Raw genomic sequence first — 16,557 nt, forward strand, 5'->3', positions numbered from 1 at the left:
CCTTCTGGATCATCACCAGAAAGAGTGAATAAATCAGTGTGACATACGCCAGTAGCAACGATGCGAACTAATACTTCGCCCGCTTTAGGAAGTTGAACATCAACTTCTTCCATTTTAAGAGGTTCGCCAGCAGCCCAAGCTACCATTGCTTTAGATTTGATGTGTGTTTGATCAGGTTTAATATCAAGAGCCATTGGATTTTCCTTATTGGGATAATGTAATCGACGACATAAATAAGCGGTTTCATTTTAAGCGTAGTGCTATTTTTTGTTTGTGCTCGTCGTCTTGTTGTATGCCATTATAAGTATTTCTCCTTATTTGATAATACGCTAGAATGGTAAATAATCTTTACGTATACGTAATAATAGTAATGAGGAACATGTTGTGATTGATTGGGAAGGAGTAACTGAATTTGTTGCAGTTGCTGAAGCGCAAAGTTTTACCGGTGCTGCGAGAGCTCTTGAAACATCAGTGGCACAGATCAGTCGTAAAGTAGCCGCTTTAGAGGACCGTTTATCAATAAAATTATTGATCCGAACAACCAGAAAAGTATCGGTTACAGAGGCGGGTCAAACCTACTACCAACATTGTCGTCATTTGGTTGAAGGATTAAAGCAAGCAGATAGAGCAATCACTGAGCTTAACGCAACGCCTCAAGGTCGTTTAAAGATCACTTCGTCAGTGACTTATGGTGAGCAACTAATCGCGCCACTGCTTAGTGATTTTATGCTGATGTATCCTCAGCTTGAACTTGAACTGATACTATCAAATCAAACGTTCGATTTAATTGAGCAAGATTTTGATCTAGCGATTCGCTTAGGTCGTTTAACCGATTCAACTATGATGGCAAAACGTCTGTCTAGTCGACAAGTTAGAGTGTGTGCTTCCCCCGGTTATATTGAAAAATATGGTGAACCACATACCTTGTCTGAACTCTCTCAGCATAATTGTTTAGTTGGCAGTTTGCCTATTTGGCGATTCATTGAAAATAAAAAAGAAAAAAGTGTAAGAGTAAAGGGATCGGTTCATTGTAATAGTGGCGCAGCCCTAACGAATGCTGCTTTAAAAGGATTAGGCATTGTTCAGCTGCCTGATTTTTATGTTCAAGAATCAATGGATAAAGGGGAATTAGTCGAAATACTGGTTCCATATAGAGAGCCTAAAGAAGGTATTTGGGCGGTATATCCCAACAATCGACACCTTTCAACAAAAGTTCGTTTATTGGTTGAGTTCTTAGCAAAAGAGTTAGCAGAATAGAATGGTAGATTTAGACGAGAATAAGAACGCGACGTTCTATATGCAAAGAGCGATAGAGCTTGCCTCAATCGCAGAAGGTGAAGGTGAAGTTCCTGTTGGTGCCGTTATTGTGCTAGATGGCGAGATAATAGGAGAGGGCTGGAACCGTTCAATTGGAACTCATGATGCTACCGCTCACGCTGAGATGATGGCGATTAAGCAAGCAGGGCAAACCGTTAAGAACTATCGGCTGGTTAACGCGACGTTATATGTCACTCTTGAGCCTTGCCCAATGTGTGCTGGCGCCATCGTACAGAGTCGAATTAAACAGGTTGTTTTTGGTGCAGCGGATTTAAAAACAGGGGCATCAGGCAGTGTCATTAATTTGTTTACAGCAGCCACTGCTTTTCATTTTGTTGAGTGTGAATCAGGAGTAATGGCCGACGAGTGTCGAGAGCAACTGCAAGCTTTTTTTAGGCGTAGAAGAAAAGAGATAAAAGAACAACGAAAGTTACAGCGAGAAGAAGAATTGAAAAACCAATAGAATAAATTGGTTGATATGAAAAAGGCAAATTGAACGTTCATTTGCCTTTTTTAATGTGTGCACATAAAGATTAGCGTAGAAATGATTAACGACAAGAGAATGATTCACCTTCATCAAATAGAGACATAGAATACAGTCGTTGGCGATGAAGCACTTTTTTATGGTTGTTTAATAATTTACGTCGACGTTGAGTGCTTCCTTTTAAAGACGTTTGTGATTTAAGTTTTCTTTTATTAGAGATCATAGATCCTCTTTTTTAGTGTAATAAATAAAAAATAGGGCTAATTGCATTAGCCCTATTTGAAATAATGTTATGAGCGAACTATCTAGCATATTGATTCATTGTTACCGTTATATGAAAGCAATTTACTATTGTTCTACCTCTGTATGATCTCGATATTACTGGTTCGAAACCGCATTACTGATTGCCGGTGTTGCTGAAGATAAAGGGACATCTATTACAGTTAAATCTTCGACGGTAATTTCTTCTTGAATTAACTTGTTTGCCTGTTCTTGTTCGTAACCAATAATACTTTGGTAATAACGACGAATATTCTCAACATAGTTTTGAGCTTCATCACCGCGAGCAAAACCATAACGAAGATATTTGTAATAACGTTTTTGGCGTAATAAAGGTAAGTTATCTTTTACGTCAGTCCATGAGTCAGGGTCACCACCTAAACTTTGTGTTAAACGGCGCGCATCCATCATATGACCAAAACCAATGTTATATGAAGCCAAGGCAAACCAAATTTTTTCGTGTTCTGTAATTGAATCAGGAACACGTTTCACTATACGTCGTAAATATTCAGCCCCGCCGCGAATACTTTGTTCTGGGCTCAAGCGATTTTTAACGCCAACAGATTGAGCTGTTGGAAGCGTTAACATCATCATGCCACGAACCCCTGTCGGTGATTTTGCTAATGGGTTCCAATGCGATTCTTGGTATGACAATGCCGCTAAGAAACGCCAATCAAAGTCACCCGCGTACTTTTTAAATAGGGGTTCCCATTTAGGAAGTTTGCTTTCTAGTGCTCGAATAAAAGCACGAGTGTCAACATAATCAAACGATTCAACATGGCCAAAATACTTTTCTTCTAAAAGGGCCAGTTTGCCACTTTCTTTTAGTTCACCAAAAAATTCAATGACCAGAGCTTGTAAACTATCGTCTTCTGTTTTTTGTAAAAACCAAGCGACAGGCTGATCTTCGGTTAACTCAAAAGCAACCGCTAAATCAGGATGAATTCGTTGAGTTAGCGATAATTCAACAGAATCCGCTAAAGTGTAATGTATTTCGCCATTGGCTACTTTTTTTAATAATTCACTAACGTCAGTATCTGGTTCTGTTTGCCAATCGAGATTTGGGTGCTTCTCTTTTAACTTGATTAATGTTCCTTCAAAGCTCGAGTCTTTTACTATAGTTAAGTTCTCATCAAGCTCGGTAAGATTTTTTATATTACGAGGGCGCCAACTGCCTTTTTTATACACGACTTGTTGACTGACATAATAATACACAGGTCCAGGAATAAATTGCTGTAGACGTTCTGGAGTGATGGTCATATTAGCGGCAACGATATCGACTTCATTGCGATTAAGTGCAGGGAATAAACCAGAGTAAGTATACGCAGGTGTAATTTCTAATTTTACTTCTAGTTTTTCAGCAAAGGCTTTTGCTAGATCATAATCAAGCCCTGTAGGACCATCAGAACCAATATAATAAGACAGTTGGTTATTTAAAGTACTGACTCGTAAAATACCGCGTTCTCTTACTTGTTCTAGTTTATTTTTTGGTTCTGATTCTACTTGGCAGCCCGTTAGGGTAAAAGCCAAAGTAAAAACAACCAAGCAAGATGGTAAAAGGCGATAATATCGGATGCGGCTCAAGTCAGAATGCTCTTGTAAATAATTAAGGCGTAGTTATATCAAATGGGAGAAAAAGAGGCAAAAGCACGGTAACAAATTAGAACAATTTTTAGAGATCGAGACAGAATAAATATGATATCGTCTATTTTTCACTCAAAGCCACAAAAAATTAAGCCCATTTGATATTTTTTTAAAAAAAATACGCAAACGGTTGCTTTTGGTGTTACTTCACAAAACAAAATCCTTTATAATGCGCTCGCAATACCAGAGGTAACATCGGCATGGTTACTATGAGTTATCAATATTTAATAGAGTTAATTATTTATAACTACATGAAGCTATACCAATATTACCTTTAATTCATTGCCGAAGAGACCTAAGTACATGAGAATTTTGCGTGGTTCACCTGCTCTATCTGAATTTCGTGTTAATAAGCTGCTTGAGCTTTGTCGCGAGCTAAAATTACCTGTCACTGGTATTTATGCTGAGTTTGCCCACTTTGCAGACGTAACCTCAGATCTTGATGCATCTGAAATTGTAAAGCTAGAAAAACTACTAACTTACGGTCCAACAATTGAAGAACATAAACCAGAAGGTTTATTACTTCTGTCTTCCCCTCGTCCGGGTACTATCTCTCCTTGGTCTTCTAAATCTACTGATATCGCCCATAATTGTGGTTTAGCTAAAATCGCACGTTTAGAGCGTGGTACGGCTTATTACGTAGAAACGTCAGAAACACTTTCTGAACTTCAATTGGTTGAATTAAAAGCCATTCTTCATGATCGTATGATGGAAGTTGTCTTCACTGATTTTGAATCAGCGGCGGCATTATTTACGGTTGCAGAGCCTGCGCCATACGCAGAGGTCGATCTACTTTTAGGTGGTCGTAAAGCGCTAGAAAACGCAAACGTTACCCTAGGTCTTGCATTGGCAGAAGATGAGATTGATTACCTATTAGAAAGCTTTACTGAAAAGCTAGGTCGCAATCCTACTGATATTGAATTAATGATGTTTGCACAAGCGAACTCAGAGCATTGTCGTCACAAAATCTTCAATGCAGATTGGACTATCGATGGGGTTAAGCAAGATAAATCATTATTCAAAATGATCAAAAACACCTTTGAAGTCACTCCTGAAAACGTGCTGTCTGCTTACAAAGATAACGCCGCAGTAATGACGGGTTCTACCGTTGGCCGTTTCTTCCCTGATCCAGAAACGCGTGGTTATGGTTACCATCAAGAAAAAACACACATCTTGATGAAAGTAGAAACCCATAACCACCCAACGGCTATTTCTCCTTGGCCGGGCGCATCAACAGGTTCTGGCGGTGAAATCCGTGATGAAGGCGCAACAGGTATCGGTGGTAAACCAAAAGCGGGTTTAGTTGGTTTCTCCGTATCTAACTTAAAAATTCCTAATTTTGTTCAACCGTGGGAAACGGATTTTGGTAAGCCAAACCGTATCGTTACTGCGCTTGATATTATGCTTGAAGGCCCTCTAGGCGGCGCGGCATTTAACAATGAATTTGGTCGTCCAAACCTATTAGGTTACTTCCGTACTTATGAAGAAAAAGTAAACTCTCATAATGGTGAAGAAGTACGTGGTTACCACAAGCCAATCATGCTTGCGGGTGGTTTAGGTAATATTCGTGATGATCATGTTCAGAAGAAAGAGATCCCAGTAGGCGCAAGCTTAATCGTACTTGGTGGTCCAGCGATGAACATCGGCCTTGGCGGCGGTGCAGCATCTTCAATGGACTCAGGCTCTTCTTCTGAAGATCTAGATTTCGCTTCAGTACAACGTGAAAACCCAGAAATGGAGCGTCGTTGTCAGGAAGTTATCGACCGTTGTTGGCAGCTTGGTGATGCAAACCCAATCGCATTTATCCACGATGTAGGTGCAGGTGGTATTTCAAACGCATTACCTGAACTTGTTGATGATGGTGAGCGTGGCGGTATCTTTAACTTACGTGATGTACCCAATGATGAGCCGGGCATGAGCCCACTTGAAATTTGGTGTAATGAATCTCAAGAACGCTATGTTATGGCGGTTGCAGATAAAGACTTAGCGACATTTGAAGCGATTTGTAAGCGTGAACGTGCGCCATATGCGGTTGTTGGTAAAGCAACGGAAGAGCGTAACCTTAAGTTAGAAGATTCACATTTCGACAATACACCAATTGATATGCCAATGGACATCCTTCTAGGTAAAACGCCTAAGATGCACCGTGATGCAAAAACGCTAAAAGCGAATAACCCAGCGATTGATCGTTCAGGCATTGAAATGAATGATGCGATTGAGCGTGTTCTTCGTTTACCAACAGTGGCAGAGAAAACATTCTTAATCACGATTGGTGACCGTTCAGTGACTGGTCTTGTGGCTCGTGACCAAATGGTTGGCCCATGGCAGGTTCCTGTTGCTAACTGTGCGGTAACTGCGGCAAGTTATGATACTTACCACGGTGAAGCGATGTCTCTTGGTGAGCGTACACCCGTTGCTCTACTAGACTTTGGTGCATCAGCTCGTTTAGCGGTTGGTGAAGCCATTACCAACATTGCAGCGACAAATATTGGCGATATTAAGAATATTAAATTATCTGCAAACTGGATGTCTCCAGCGGGTCACCCAGGTGAAGATGCGGGTCTTTACGAAGCCGTTAAAGCCGTAGGTGAAGAACTTTGTCCGGCACTTGGTCTTACTATTCCAGTAGGCAAAGATTCAATGTCTATGAAGACTAAGTGGGAAGAGAATGGTGAGCAGAAAGAAGTTACTTCTCCTCTTTCTCTTGTGATTACCGCTTTTGCACGTATTGAAGATATTCGTAAGACAGTGACTCCACAATTACGCACTGACAAAGGTGAAACATCGCTAGTTCTTATTGACCTTGGGAACGGTAAAAACCGTATGGGTGCAACAGCACTAGCGCAAGTTTACAAGCAACTTGGTGATAAACCAGCAGACGTAGACAATGCAGCACAGCTAAAAGGCTTCTACGAAGGCATTCAAACATTAATCGCAAATGATCAAGTCGTGGCTTACCACGATAAAGGCGATGGTGGTTTATTCGTGACGCTTGCTGAAATGGCATTTGCTGGACATTGTGGTGTGAGTGCGAGCATTGAAGCATTAGGCGAAGATACATTAGCTGCATTATTTAACGAAGAGTTAGGTGCGGTAATCCAAGTTCGTAATGACGATTTAGATTCAGTGTTATCAACCTTAGCTGCAAATGAGTTAGGTGAATGTTCACACGTTATTGGTTCTGTTGAAGCGTCTGACGAAGTGGTTATTAAGTCTGGTGAAACCGTTATAGTAGAACGTAACCGTACTGAATTACGTACTATCTGGGCTGAAACTACGCATAAAATGCAAGGTTTACGTGATAATCCTGTATGTGCAGACCAAGAACATGAAGCGAAAAAAGACAACTCAGATCCAGGTCTAAACGTTAGCCTAAGCTTTGATGTAAACGAAGATATTGCCGCGCCTTATATCAACCTAGGTGCTAAACCTAAGATGGCAATTCTACGTGAGCAAGGTGTTAACTCTCACGTTGAAATGGCAGCAGCGTTTGACCGCGCAGGCTTTGAAGCAACAGATATTCACATGAGTGACATCCTTACTGGCTCTGCAGTACTGGAAGAGTACAACGGTCTTGTGGCGTGTGGTGGCTTCTCTTACGGTGACGTACTAGGCGCTGGTGAAGGTTGGGCTAAATCAGTTCTGTTTAATGAAGATGCTCGTAACCAGTTTGAAGGTTTCTTTAAGCGTGAAGATACCTTCTCCCTAGGCGTATGTAATGGCTGTCAAATGTTATCTAACCTACGTGAACTTATCCCTGGTGCAGAATACTGGCCTCGATTCGTGCGCAATGAATCAGAGCGTTTTGAAGCACGCTTTAGCCTAGTTGAAGTGCAGAAATCAGATTCTATTTTCCTTAATGGAATGGAAGGTTCTCGTATGCCAATCGCGGTTTCTCACGGTGAAGGTCGTGTAGAAGTTCGTAATGATGAACATCTAGCAGCGATTGAAAGCTCAGGCACTGTTGCTCTACGTTACGTTGATAATAACGGTAATCAAACGCAGCAATATCCAAATAACCCGAACGGTTCACCAAACGCCATTACCGGGTTAACAACGACGGATGGTCGAGTAACTATCATGATGCCTCACCCAGAGCGTGTTTTCCGTACGGTTGCTAACTCTTGGGCTCCAGAGACGTGGGGCGAGAATGGCGCTTGGATGCGTATGTTCCAAAATGCCCGTAAGAATATTGGCTAATTTAGAGCATATTTTGGTTGAGGCTTATTAAGTGTTAACCAATATCTTTAATTTAATAATCAATTATTTATTATGATTTTTTGAAAATGTGATAAAAATCTGAAAATTGAATTAACAGTCTGTTCTATAATAAATAAAAGAGTTGGGTAAAGACGGCTCTTTTCAAATAAAACCGTTGGAGTTTAGGCTTCAGCGGTTTTTTTGTTAGAATAGCGCTTTAATTTTATCTTTCGGAAAAAACAATGAAAAATACGCACGTCACAATTGGTTTAAGTAACCCTAAAAGCCCTACCAATGTTGGCGCAGTGATGCGTGCTGCTGGTTGTTATCAAGTTGATGATGTTCGTTATACTGGCGAGAGATACGATCGTGCCGTTAAATTTCAAACAGACACAAAGAAAGTAGCGAATAAAATTCCGCTGACCAGCGTAGATTGTTTATTAGATGGACTGCCAGAAGGCATGAAGGTGGTGTGTGTTGAACTTGCTGAGGGAGCAATATCTCTTCCTGAGTTTCAACATCCAGACAAGGCAATTTATGTTTTTGGCCCTGAAGATGGTTCAATTACCCAACAAGTTGCAGATAGAGCAGATTATGTCGTTTATGTTCCAACGGTTGGTTGCATGAATTTAGCAGCTACAGTGAATGTTCTTCTATACGATCGATTAGCAAAATCCGTTGATATTGTGAAAGGTGATGAGTTGATCCGCAGTAGCCGAGACAACCGCAATCATTTAGTTGTAAAAAAATAAGATCAACTTCTCCTTTAAAGCGCTTATAGATTGACATCTTTTTGATGCATTTTTGGCTAGATGTGTTCTAATAGCGGGCATTAAAGGGAATGCAGTTATTGTGCTGCAGTTATAGATGGATTTTTTAGTAATGATCTATCCCTTAACTATCGAATTCTAGGAAATAAAAATGGCAAAATTTGATTACCGTATTGTAGAAAAACGTAACGCTTGGGCTGCTGAAATTACGCGCCAAGTAACTTCTCGCAGAACGGTTGTATCTAAGCGTCAGCTTGGTTTTGAAAGCGAAGCTGAAGCAGTTGAATGGGCTCAAAAAGAGCTTGTTGAATTTGCAAAGACTCAAGCGGTTCGTAATGATCGTAAAGCTGATCAACGTACTGAAAAAGAAGAAATGATCGCTCGTAAGAAAGAGAAGTCAGCAGCACAAAAAGCGGAATATGAAGCCGCTCGTGATGCCGCTAATGAAGAAGACGATTACGATTACGACGAAGAGTAATCTTCTCGAATAATTCGAAATAAAAAAGGCGCTTATTTGAGCGCCTTTTTTTATATTTGATATTATGGATTGTTTTGATGATAGAAAAAGAAGCATTATTAGAATCAATTATCCAAGCGTTGCGTGATGTTCATCAAATGGCGGTTGAAGCAACGCAGCGAGCGATTGATCAAGCGACAGACAAAGAAGCAATAGCACGCAGTAAGTATGAAACCTTTGGTTTAGAGGCGTCTTATCTAGCTCATGGACAGGCATTGCGAGTTGCTGAATGTGAAGCGGATATATTAGCGTATCGAAAGTTACCGCGATTAGAATACACAGAAGACAGTGCGATTAACCAATGTGCTTTAGTGACGGTTGTAAATAAAGATGATGTCGAGAGTGTATTTTTTATAGGCCCATCAGCCGGTGGAGTAAAAGTAACTCATAATAAGATGACATTTTCACTAATAACGCCGTCAGCTCCGCTAGGAAAAGCCATGATAGGGCAACAACTTGGTGATGAATTTGAATTGAATTTAGCGGGTAAGACGCAGCAATACGAAATTATAGACGTGCAGTAATAACAGATAGTTAGATATAAAATAAGAGAGGTGAACCTCTCTTATTTTTAAATTACTTTAATAGAAATACTAAAGTGTAGATGTTGTGATTTGACCGTTAGTTAATTGGTCAGTATCCGCTTCGATAATTTCATCGATATACGTTTCAACCGTTTGACCCACCATCTCATCATCTTCGGTAAAATAAGCAAGATGGAAAATAGCATCTCCCTCATTAACCAAAGGTAAGGTTTGTTGGCCAATAACAATACCGCCTTTATGAGCGCGTAGTTCGATTTCACTGTGACCTAATGGTGCACTGATATAAGCCAAAACTTGGCCTTTATCAACTTGCTCACCAAGCGTTACAACCGTACGTAAAATACCGTCACTTTCTGCTCGTAACCAACTTGTTGATTTGGCTATGATGGCTTCAGGTAAGCGTTTTCTACTTGCCTTTAACATGCCGATGGCTTGCATTACACGTTGTACGCCAACATAACCCGCATTAATCGCGATAGGCTCAAAGCGTAAAGCTTCACCCGCTTCATACGTTAATACTGGAATATTACATTTTTCAGCTTCACTGCGAAGAGAACCATCTCGAAGAGGCGAATCTACAATCACTGGCGTACCGAATGCGTGTGCAATACGTAACGTTTCAGGATTGCTTAGATCAGCACGAATTTGAGGAAGATTCGTTCTGTGAATAGCACCAGTATGTAAGTCAACAATATAATCACAACGTTGCGCTATTTGGGTGAAAAAAGTATTTGCCATACGAGATGCCAAAGAGCCTTTTTCAGAGCCAGGGAAGCAACGGTTTAAATCACGGCGATCCGGAAGATAGCGTGATTTATGGATGAAACCAAAGACATTAACAATAGGTACTGCAATAAGAGTCCCTTTTAATGTCTTAGGATCAACGTTGTTAATTAACTGTCGAACAATTTCAACACCATTAAGTTCATCACCATGAATGGCAGCATTTACCATCAGGATTGGGCCAGCATGCTGGCCGTTAATGATCTCAACAGGGATCGATAGAGGTGAGTGCGTATAAAGCTTAGCGGCTTCAATCTCAATTACCTTTCTTTCACCAGGTGCAACCGAGTGCGTTAGTATTTCAAACGCTTGATTTTTTTTAGCCTTTGCCACGAGTTTTAGTCCTTTTAGTCGCTGCATTTTTCTCAATAAAATCAATAATTAGGCCAGCAACGTCTTTACCTGTCGCTGCTTCAATGCCTTCTAAGCCCGGAGATGAGTTCACTTCCATTACAAGTGGACCACGATCAGAGCGAAGTAAATCTACACCTGCTACATTTAAGCCCATGATATTTGCTGCAGCGACTGCTGTCTTACGCTCTTCAGGAGTTAATTTTACTAGTGACGCTGAGCCACCACGGTGTAAGTTAGAGCGGAATTCGCCTTCTGCACCTTGACGCTTCATTGCTGCGATCACTTTGCCACCAATAACGAAACAACGGATATCAGCACCGCCAGCTTCTTTGATGAACTCTTGAACCATAATGTTAGCTTTTAAGCCCATGAAAGCTTCAACAACACTTTCTGCTGCTTTTCGTGTTTCTGCAAGAACAACACCGATACCTTGAGTGCCTTCTAAGAGCTTGATCACAACTGGCGCACCGCCAACCATGTCTAATAGGTCTTTAACGTCATCAGGCTTGCTTGCAAAGCCCGTAATCGGCATACCAATACCTTTACGAGAAAGTAATTGCATTGAACGCAGTTTGTCACGAGAACGAGTAATCGCAACTGATTCATTTACAGGGTACACATTCATCATTTCAAATTGGCGTAATACCGCAGTACCATAAAAGGTAACTGATGCGCCAATACGAGGGATGATTGCATCGAAATTAATCAGTTCTTCACCTTTAAAGTGAATTTGAGGCTGCTCTGAATTGATATTCATATAACAACGTAATGCATCAATTACTTTCACTTCATGGCCACGACTTTCTGAAGCTTCGATTAAACGGCGAGTAGAGTAAAGGTCTTGGTTACGCGATAAAATACCGATTTTCATTATACATTTTCCTCAAAATCAACTAGGTAAGACGACGATGGATCAACAACAATGCGATCTTGCATTGATGATCTGCCAAGTAACATACGAAACACCATTGTTTCTCTGTTACTTAATGTTATTTCAGCTGGCCACTCTTGGCCTGATAAACGGATCATTGTTTTGATGACATAACGCATCTCTTCTTGACCACTTGAACTTTTTACTGAGCGGCGATCAACGATAGGTGCTTCACAAATTTGCACGAAATCGTTATTACGCTTTTCTGGATGAATCCAGAAACGGACCCAGTCTTCACCATCCTTTGTGAAGGGCTCTACTTTAAATGCATGTAAACAAGAAGTTTGGGCGCCAGTATCAACTTTTGCCTTAATTAATTTAATACCAAGTTCTGGAAGGCTAAGTGATTCGCGCCATCCGACTATGATTTTATCTGTCATTAATTTGTCTCAAATAGAAAAAATCCACAATTAAGTATAGTAAATACTTTGCGGATATCTAACCCATTTGGCTACCATCTAATTGTCTGAGTATATTACTCAGTAGTCTGGAGTTTGGTGGAGTATATAGAGAGGTGTTATAGGATGTGTACACCGTGACTCAATGAGGGCGAATTTATCAGTAGTTTTTAATTTCGTCAAATAAAAAATAGATTATAATTTTGACGCTTTTTGATTAGTTTTTCTAATGGGTGTATATGTTAACGAGTTATGACTACTTATGTATTTTGTTTAAAAAAAGAACACGGTGATAATCATTATTTTGATAATAAATGAATGAATATAATATTGTCGAATCCTTTTAATGTAGAGATAGCTGCTAAGTACTTATTAATTCATAAAATAAATGAATTAATTAGGAATTTATAACTGGTGTTTAATAATGAGTGAAGTTACTATACGTACATTGTACTAGTGTGGTGATACAAAGAATGACCAATAACAGAGAAAGTTTTAGTTCACGTATAGGATTCATTTTGGCAGCAGCAGGTGCGGCTGTTGGATTAGGAAATATTTGGGGATTCCCAACACAAGCCGCTAGTAACGGTGGTGGGGCTTTCTTATTGGTTTATCTTGTCATGATACTGGTGGTGGCTTTTCCAATGCTTGTTGTTGAAATGGCGATTGGTCGTCATGGACAGGCGAACCCAGTTGATAGTATGCGTTCACTAACATCAAACCCATTAGGCAAGCGTATTGGTGCTTTTGTTGGTTGGATAGGCTTGAGTGTTCCTAGTGTTGTTTTAATGTTTTATAGCATTGTGGGTGGCTGGTTAATCTGTTTTTTACTTGGTGCTATGGCGAATGTTATTGGATTACACGATGTTGCAGAATGGTTTAAAGGTTTTAGCATTGAGCGTAATTTACTAGGCACAATATTCTTTTATGTATTAACTATTCTAATCGTACAGGGTGGAATTAAAGACGGTATTGAGAAATGGTCTACTCGTTTAATGCCTGCTTTGTTTGTTTTATTTGGTTTATTGTTTGTTTACATCATGATGCAACATGGAGCCGTTGAGGGATTGAAGCATTATCTTATCCCTGATTTTGAAAAGGTAATGGATAAAAAACTGATCCTGGCTGCGATGGGGCAAGGCTTTTTTTCACTCACAATTGGTGGCTGTTCGATGCTTATTTATGGTTCATATTTAAGTAAAGAAGAGAACTTACCGAAAATGGCAATGAACGTAACTTTGGTTGATACCGCAGTTGCATTTATTGCAGGGCTAGTGGTAATGCCTGCAATGTTTGTAGCGATGGAAAAAGGCGTTCAAATTTATGCAGAAGATGGCTCATTAATCAGTTCTGATACCTTGGTATTTACTGTGTTACCAATGATGTTTGATAGTTTAGGTTTATTTGGTGACTTGTTTGCTATTGTTTTCTTCTTATTGTTAACGATTGCAGCATTAACCTCTTCAATTTCAATGCTTGAGTGTTCAGTTTCTTTAGTGAGCGAGCGATTTAAAACTAAAAGAACGCCAACAAGTTGGGTGCTAGGTGCTCTGATTGCTGTTTTCAGTGTGATAATCGTATTTAATTTTGGTGAGTTATTTGGTTTGGTTGCCATGATTGCGACTCAGTACTTGCAACCTGTTGCGGCATTATTGTTCTGTGTATTTGGTGGTTGGGTGTGGAGCCGTCATTCTAAAATTAAAGAACTTGAGCAAGGTTATCCAGAATTTCAACAAGGGTTCTTTGGTAAGGTTTGGCCTCTGTATGTGAAGTTTGTGTGTCCTATTTTAGTTATTACGGTTCTTTGGGCATCGTTCTAACATTCTCATCGTAAATACAAGGGCAGGACAATAATGATATTGTCCTGCCCTTTTTTATTTTTTAAGTAATCAGATAGTTATCTAAATTGTTTAGCATCGACTAAGTAATCAAAACCGGCATTAGCCAGTTTTGTGATTAGAGTTTCTTTATCTAATTCATAGAATTTTACATAGCTATCTAGATCACCAAATTCATCGCGGATCTTCATGTTAACGATGCTCATGAGCATAACAGGATCCATTGAAGCCATCTTTTCAGGTGTCATTACTCATCCTCAAAATCAGAAATTAATAAGTTTGCAGCGGCAAATGCGGCTCTTTCACGAGTTTCTTTTGGAAGGGCTTCGTCTGCTGCAATATCGTTTAATGATTTAACGGCACACGTAATCGCTTGAGGGATATAACCTTGATCACCACTGCCAATAAGTGAATAAAGTTCACGAACCATGTCACAACAATCATATACTTTCATAATATTTTCCATCTTAAAATGATAACTATTGTGAAGTTTACACTGAGCTATTTTGATTACCAATCATCAAATGTTTTAAATGACTAATTCATTGATTTAGATAAAACAAAGCCTCGATACACACGGTTATGGTGTGTATCGAGGCTTTAAGTTATCGAGGAGAACGTTATTTATGTTAACGAGGATTATTAATTTTCGTTTAACATACCGCGTTCAATAATGAATTCAACGATCTTTTCTAAGCCAACGCTTTTTTTCAAGTTAGCAAATACGTATGGTCGAGTTGGGCGCATACGAGCGGTGTCGGATTCCATCACTTCAAGAGAAGCACCAACATACGGGGCTAAGTCGATTTTGTTGATGATCAATAGATCTGACTTAGTAATGCCAGGTCCGCCTTTACGTGGTATTTTTTCACCTTCAGCAACGTCAATGACATAGATAGTTAAATCCGCTAATTCAGGGCTGAATGTAGCACTTAGGTTGTCACCGCCGCTTTCAATAAAAACAATATCTAGATTTTTATGACGTTGTGCTAATTCTTCAACGGCAGCTAAGTTCATTGATGCGTCTTCACGAATAGCAGTGTGAGGGCAACCGCCAGTTTCAACACCAATGATTCTGTCTGCTGCTAATGCTTCTGCTTGAGTTAGGATTTTTGCATCTTCTTGCGTGTAAATATCATTGGTTACTACTGCAATTTGGTACGTATCACGCAGTGTTTTACACAGGATTTCTAATAGTGCTGTTTTACCTGAGCCAACAGGGCCGCCAACACCAATACGTAAAGGTTGTTTGTAATCTTGCATTTACTTACTCTTATGATCTAAATAGTCGAGTGTATTGGCTCTCGTGTCGAGAGCTTGCCAATACTTGCGCTGGAGTGAAGCTACCAATGAGGTGTTCAGGCCAGTGCTCTGATTTATCTACTGCTTCTAAGATAACGTCTGCCATTTCTAACAGCAGTTGTTGTCCTGCACTTTGTCCTAGTGGAACCAGTTTTATGCCAACAATCGTGGCATTTTCAAGCCATCCCCAAGCATAGGCGACAGCTAACTTTCTTTCAGATAGTTGCCAGTGATTCGCTGCGAGTGCAAAAGCGGCAATTTGGGTTTGTTTTACCATTGGTTGGGTGGTTGAATTTAATTCAATACCTAATTTTGGTAATAACATTGAGAAAGCTAAGCCTTTCTGTCTTTCTTCAAGTCGTAATTCTTTTGTCTCACGATTGGCGATAACAAAATCACACCATTCTTGAGCTTCTTGCCATTGTTCATTTTTGAACAACTGGGTTACTTTCGCTAAAACTGGCAGCTCTAATGTAGCGATACTGTCCATTAATTGATTGCTTAACCAATGCTTTAACTCGGTAACGTTACTAACCCAACCTTTTTCAATCGCCCATTCTAATCCTTGTGAATAGGTGAAAGATCCTACCGGTAAAGAGGGGCTAATTAATTGATAGAGTCGTAGATCCTCTAACACTATGGCCTCGCTTAATGGTGATGACCATCGTATGAGCCAGCACTTGAACCACCATAGGCTCCTGGTTCAGGTTGATATTTGGCTTGTTCTACTTTTACGTTTAACCCTAAACGTTGCACCATGTCATCAAGTACATGATCGTGAAGATAACGACACCACCCAGCTTCAACTTGAAGGGGGACGTGGCGGTTGCCTAAGTGGTAGCACGCTTTTGCTAGTAATAATAAATCATCACTATAAACGGTTGATACAGTTTCTGCTGCTGCGGTAATGATGGCTTGAATGCCATCATCACTTTCTACTATGTCATGCTCTTTTAGTACGGTTCCGCGTGGTAAAAATAAACCCGCATCAGTACCATCACTAAGGGTTACTTTTAAACGACTTTTTGTACGTTCTAACATAGTTAAACATAACGTTAGTTCGACGGCGTTGTGTGAATGAACTTCGCCATGATGGTGGTCATGGTGGTGATGAACAAGGTGAGTAAATTTAATCATGATTATTCACTGTAAAAAGTGCCTCACCAGAAATAAGTACACTGGTAAGGCTAGGTTT

Annotated in this window: 18 protein-coding genes; 7 read left to right on the top strand and 11 right to left on the bottom strand. The window is 40.0% G+C overall.

Translation table 11 applies throughout. The features are described from left to right. Nucleotides 1–194: alcohol dehydrogenase catalytic domain-containing protein (locus A6E03_RS11280; RefSeq protein ID WP_176703471.1), on the bottom strand; the 194-nt coding region annotated here is incomplete at its 3' end. 190 nt (nucleotides 195–384) lie between these two features. Here A6E03_RS11280 and A6E03_RS11285 point away from each other — a divergent pair. Together A6E03_RS11285 and tadA are read left to right on the top strand one after the other, a co-directional pair. After that, nucleotides 385–1,257 carry a LysR substrate-binding domain-containing protein gene (locus tag A6E03_RS11285; protein WP_065600885.1) on the top strand — a complete coding sequence of 291 codons (873 nt, stop codon included), beginning with the start codon at nucleotides 385–387 and terminating at the stop codon, nucleotides 1,255–1,257. Between the two features lies 1 nt (nucleotide 1,258). Further along, on the top strand, nucleotides 1,259–1,780 hold the full coding sequence (gene tadA, locus A6E03_RS11290; protein ID WP_065600886.1) for a tRNA adenosine(34) deaminase TadA: 522 nt from the start codon (nucleotides 1,259–1,261) through the stop codon (nucleotides 1,778–1,780). 85 nt (nucleotides 1,781–1,865) lie between these two features. On the opposite strand, the gene A6E03_RS20270 is transcribed toward tadA, so the two are convergent. Together A6E03_RS20270 and mltF are read right to left on the bottom strand one after the other, a co-directional pair. Further along, nucleotides 1,866–2,024 (bottom strand): hypothetical protein, encoded by a 159-nt coding sequence (locus A6E03_RS20270; RefSeq protein WP_176703472.1) that lies wholly within the window; start codon nucleotides 2,022–2,024, stop codon nucleotides 1,866–1,868. A gap of 155 nt (nucleotides 2,025–2,179) precedes the next feature. Further along, nucleotides 2,180–3,664, bottom strand: coding sequence for a membrane-bound lytic murein transglycosylase MltF (mltF, locus tag A6E03_RS11295; RefSeq protein WP_065600887.1), 1,485 nt, complete (start codon nucleotides 3,662–3,664; stop codon nucleotides 2,180–2,182). 363 nt (nucleotides 3,665–4,027) lie between these two features. Here mltF and purL point away from each other — a divergent pair, with 363 nt between their 5' ends. The 4 genes from purL to A6E03_RS11315 all read left to right on the top strand — a co-directional run bounded on the left by purL (nucleotide 4,028) and on the right by A6E03_RS11315 (nucleotide 9,735). Further along, nucleotides 4,028–7,924, top strand: coding sequence for a phosphoribosylformylglycinamidine synthase (purL, locus tag A6E03_RS11300; protein WP_065592059.1), 3,897 nt, complete (start codon nucleotides 4,028–4,030; stop codon nucleotides 7,922–7,924). A 242-nt stretch (nucleotides 7,925–8,166) separates the two neighbouring features. Beyond that, nucleotides 8,167–8,676, top strand: coding sequence for an RNA methyltransferase (locus tag A6E03_RS11305; protein ID WP_065592060.1), 510 nt, complete (start codon nucleotides 8,167–8,169; stop codon nucleotides 8,674–8,676). Between the two features lie 169 nt (nucleotides 8,677–8,845). Continuing rightward, nucleotides 8,846–9,172 carry a DUF3622 domain-containing protein gene (locus A6E03_RS11310; protein ID WP_065592061.1) on the top strand — a complete coding sequence of 109 codons (327 nt, stop codon included), beginning with the start codon at nucleotides 8,846–8,848 and terminating at the stop codon, nucleotides 9,170–9,172. A gap of 77 nt (nucleotides 9,173–9,249) precedes the next feature. Then, nucleotides 9,250–9,735 (top strand): GreA/GreB family elongation factor, encoded by a 486-nt coding sequence (locus A6E03_RS11315; RefSeq protein WP_065592062.1) that lies wholly within the window; start codon nucleotides 9,250–9,252, stop codon nucleotides 9,733–9,735. 69 nt (nucleotides 9,736–9,804) lie between these two features. Here the strand turns inward: A6E03_RS11315 and A6E03_RS11320 are convergent, their stop codons facing one another. Genes A6E03_RS11320 through A6E03_RS11330 form a run of 3 tightly spaced genes read right to left on the bottom strand, consistent with a single transcriptional unit; the run spans nucleotide 9,805 to nucleotide 12,204 of the window. Next, a complete protein-coding gene (locus A6E03_RS11320; protein ID WP_065592063.1) occupies nucleotides 9,805–10,899 on the bottom strand; it encodes a succinylglutamate desuccinylase/aspartoacylase family protein in 1,095 nt (364 codons plus the stop codon). After that, nucleotides 10,859–11,764, bottom strand: coding sequence for a 30S ribosomal protein S6--L-glutamate ligase (gene rimK / locus A6E03_RS11325; RefSeq protein WP_065592064.1), 906 nt, complete (start codon nucleotides 11,762–11,764; stop codon nucleotides 10,859–10,861). The genes A6E03_RS11320 and rimK overlap by 41 nt, the downstream gene beginning before the upstream one ends. Then, nucleotides 11,764–12,204, bottom strand: a complete 441-nt coding sequence (locus A6E03_RS11330) for an ATP-dependent zinc protease (protein WP_065592065.1) — start codon at nucleotides 12,202–12,204, stop codon at nucleotides 11,764–11,766. The genes rimK and A6E03_RS11330 overlap by 1 nt, the downstream gene beginning before the upstream one ends. A gap of 479 nt (nucleotides 12,205–12,683) precedes the next feature. Between A6E03_RS11330 and A6E03_RS11335 the strand changes: the two genes are divergently transcribed. Continuing rightward, the gene (locus A6E03_RS11335) at nucleotides 12,684–14,042 is read left to right on the top strand and encodes a sodium-dependent transporter (protein WP_176703474.1); all 1,359 of its coding nucleotides are present in this window, start codon (nucleotides 12,684–12,686) and stop codon (nucleotides 14,040–14,042) included. Nucleotides 14,043–14,119: 77 nt separating this feature from the next. Here the strand turns inward: A6E03_RS11335 and A6E03_RS11340 are convergent, their stop codons facing one another. From A6E03_RS11340 to ureE, 5 genes are all read right to left on the bottom strand, one after another. Further along, nucleotides 14,120–14,308: a DUF4250 domain-containing protein gene (locus A6E03_RS11340; protein ID WP_065592067.1), complete on the bottom strand. Its 189-nt coding sequence runs from the start codon at nucleotides 14,306–14,308 to the stop codon at nucleotides 14,120–14,122. After that, nucleotides 14,308–14,514 carry a YaeP family protein gene (locus tag A6E03_RS11345; protein ID WP_065592068.1) on the bottom strand — a complete coding sequence of 69 codons (207 nt, stop codon included), beginning with the start codon at nucleotides 14,512–14,514 and terminating at the stop codon, nucleotides 14,308–14,310. Before A6E03_RS11345 ends, A6E03_RS11340 begins: the two co-directional genes overlap by 1 nt. A gap of 188 nt (nucleotides 14,515–14,702) precedes the next feature. After that, the gene (gene ureG / locus A6E03_RS11350) at nucleotides 14,703–15,323 is read right to left on the bottom strand and encodes an urease accessory protein UreG (RefSeq protein ID WP_065592069.1); all 621 of its coding nucleotides are present in this window, start codon (nucleotides 15,321–15,323) and stop codon (nucleotides 14,703–14,705) included. A 10-nt stretch (nucleotides 15,324–15,333) separates the two neighbouring features. Beyond that, nucleotides 15,334–15,999 (bottom strand): urease accessory protein UreF, encoded by a 666-nt coding sequence (locus tag A6E03_RS11355; RefSeq protein WP_065592070.1) that lies wholly within the window; start codon nucleotides 15,997–15,999, stop codon nucleotides 15,334–15,336. 11 nt (nucleotides 16,000–16,010) lie between these two features. Continuing rightward, the gene (gene ureE / locus A6E03_RS11360) at nucleotides 16,011–16,499 is read right to left on the bottom strand and encodes an urease accessory protein UreE (RefSeq protein WP_065592071.1); all 489 of its coding nucleotides are present in this window, start codon (nucleotides 16,497–16,499) and stop codon (nucleotides 16,011–16,013) included. Nucleotides 16,500–16,557: the final 58 nt, after the last annotated feature.

The organism is Aliivibrio sp. 1S128 (genome assembly GCF_001691065.1).
In the GTDB taxonomy this organism is placed as follows: domain Bacteria; phylum Pseudomonadota; class Gammaproteobacteria; order Enterobacterales; family Vibrionaceae; genus Aliivibrio.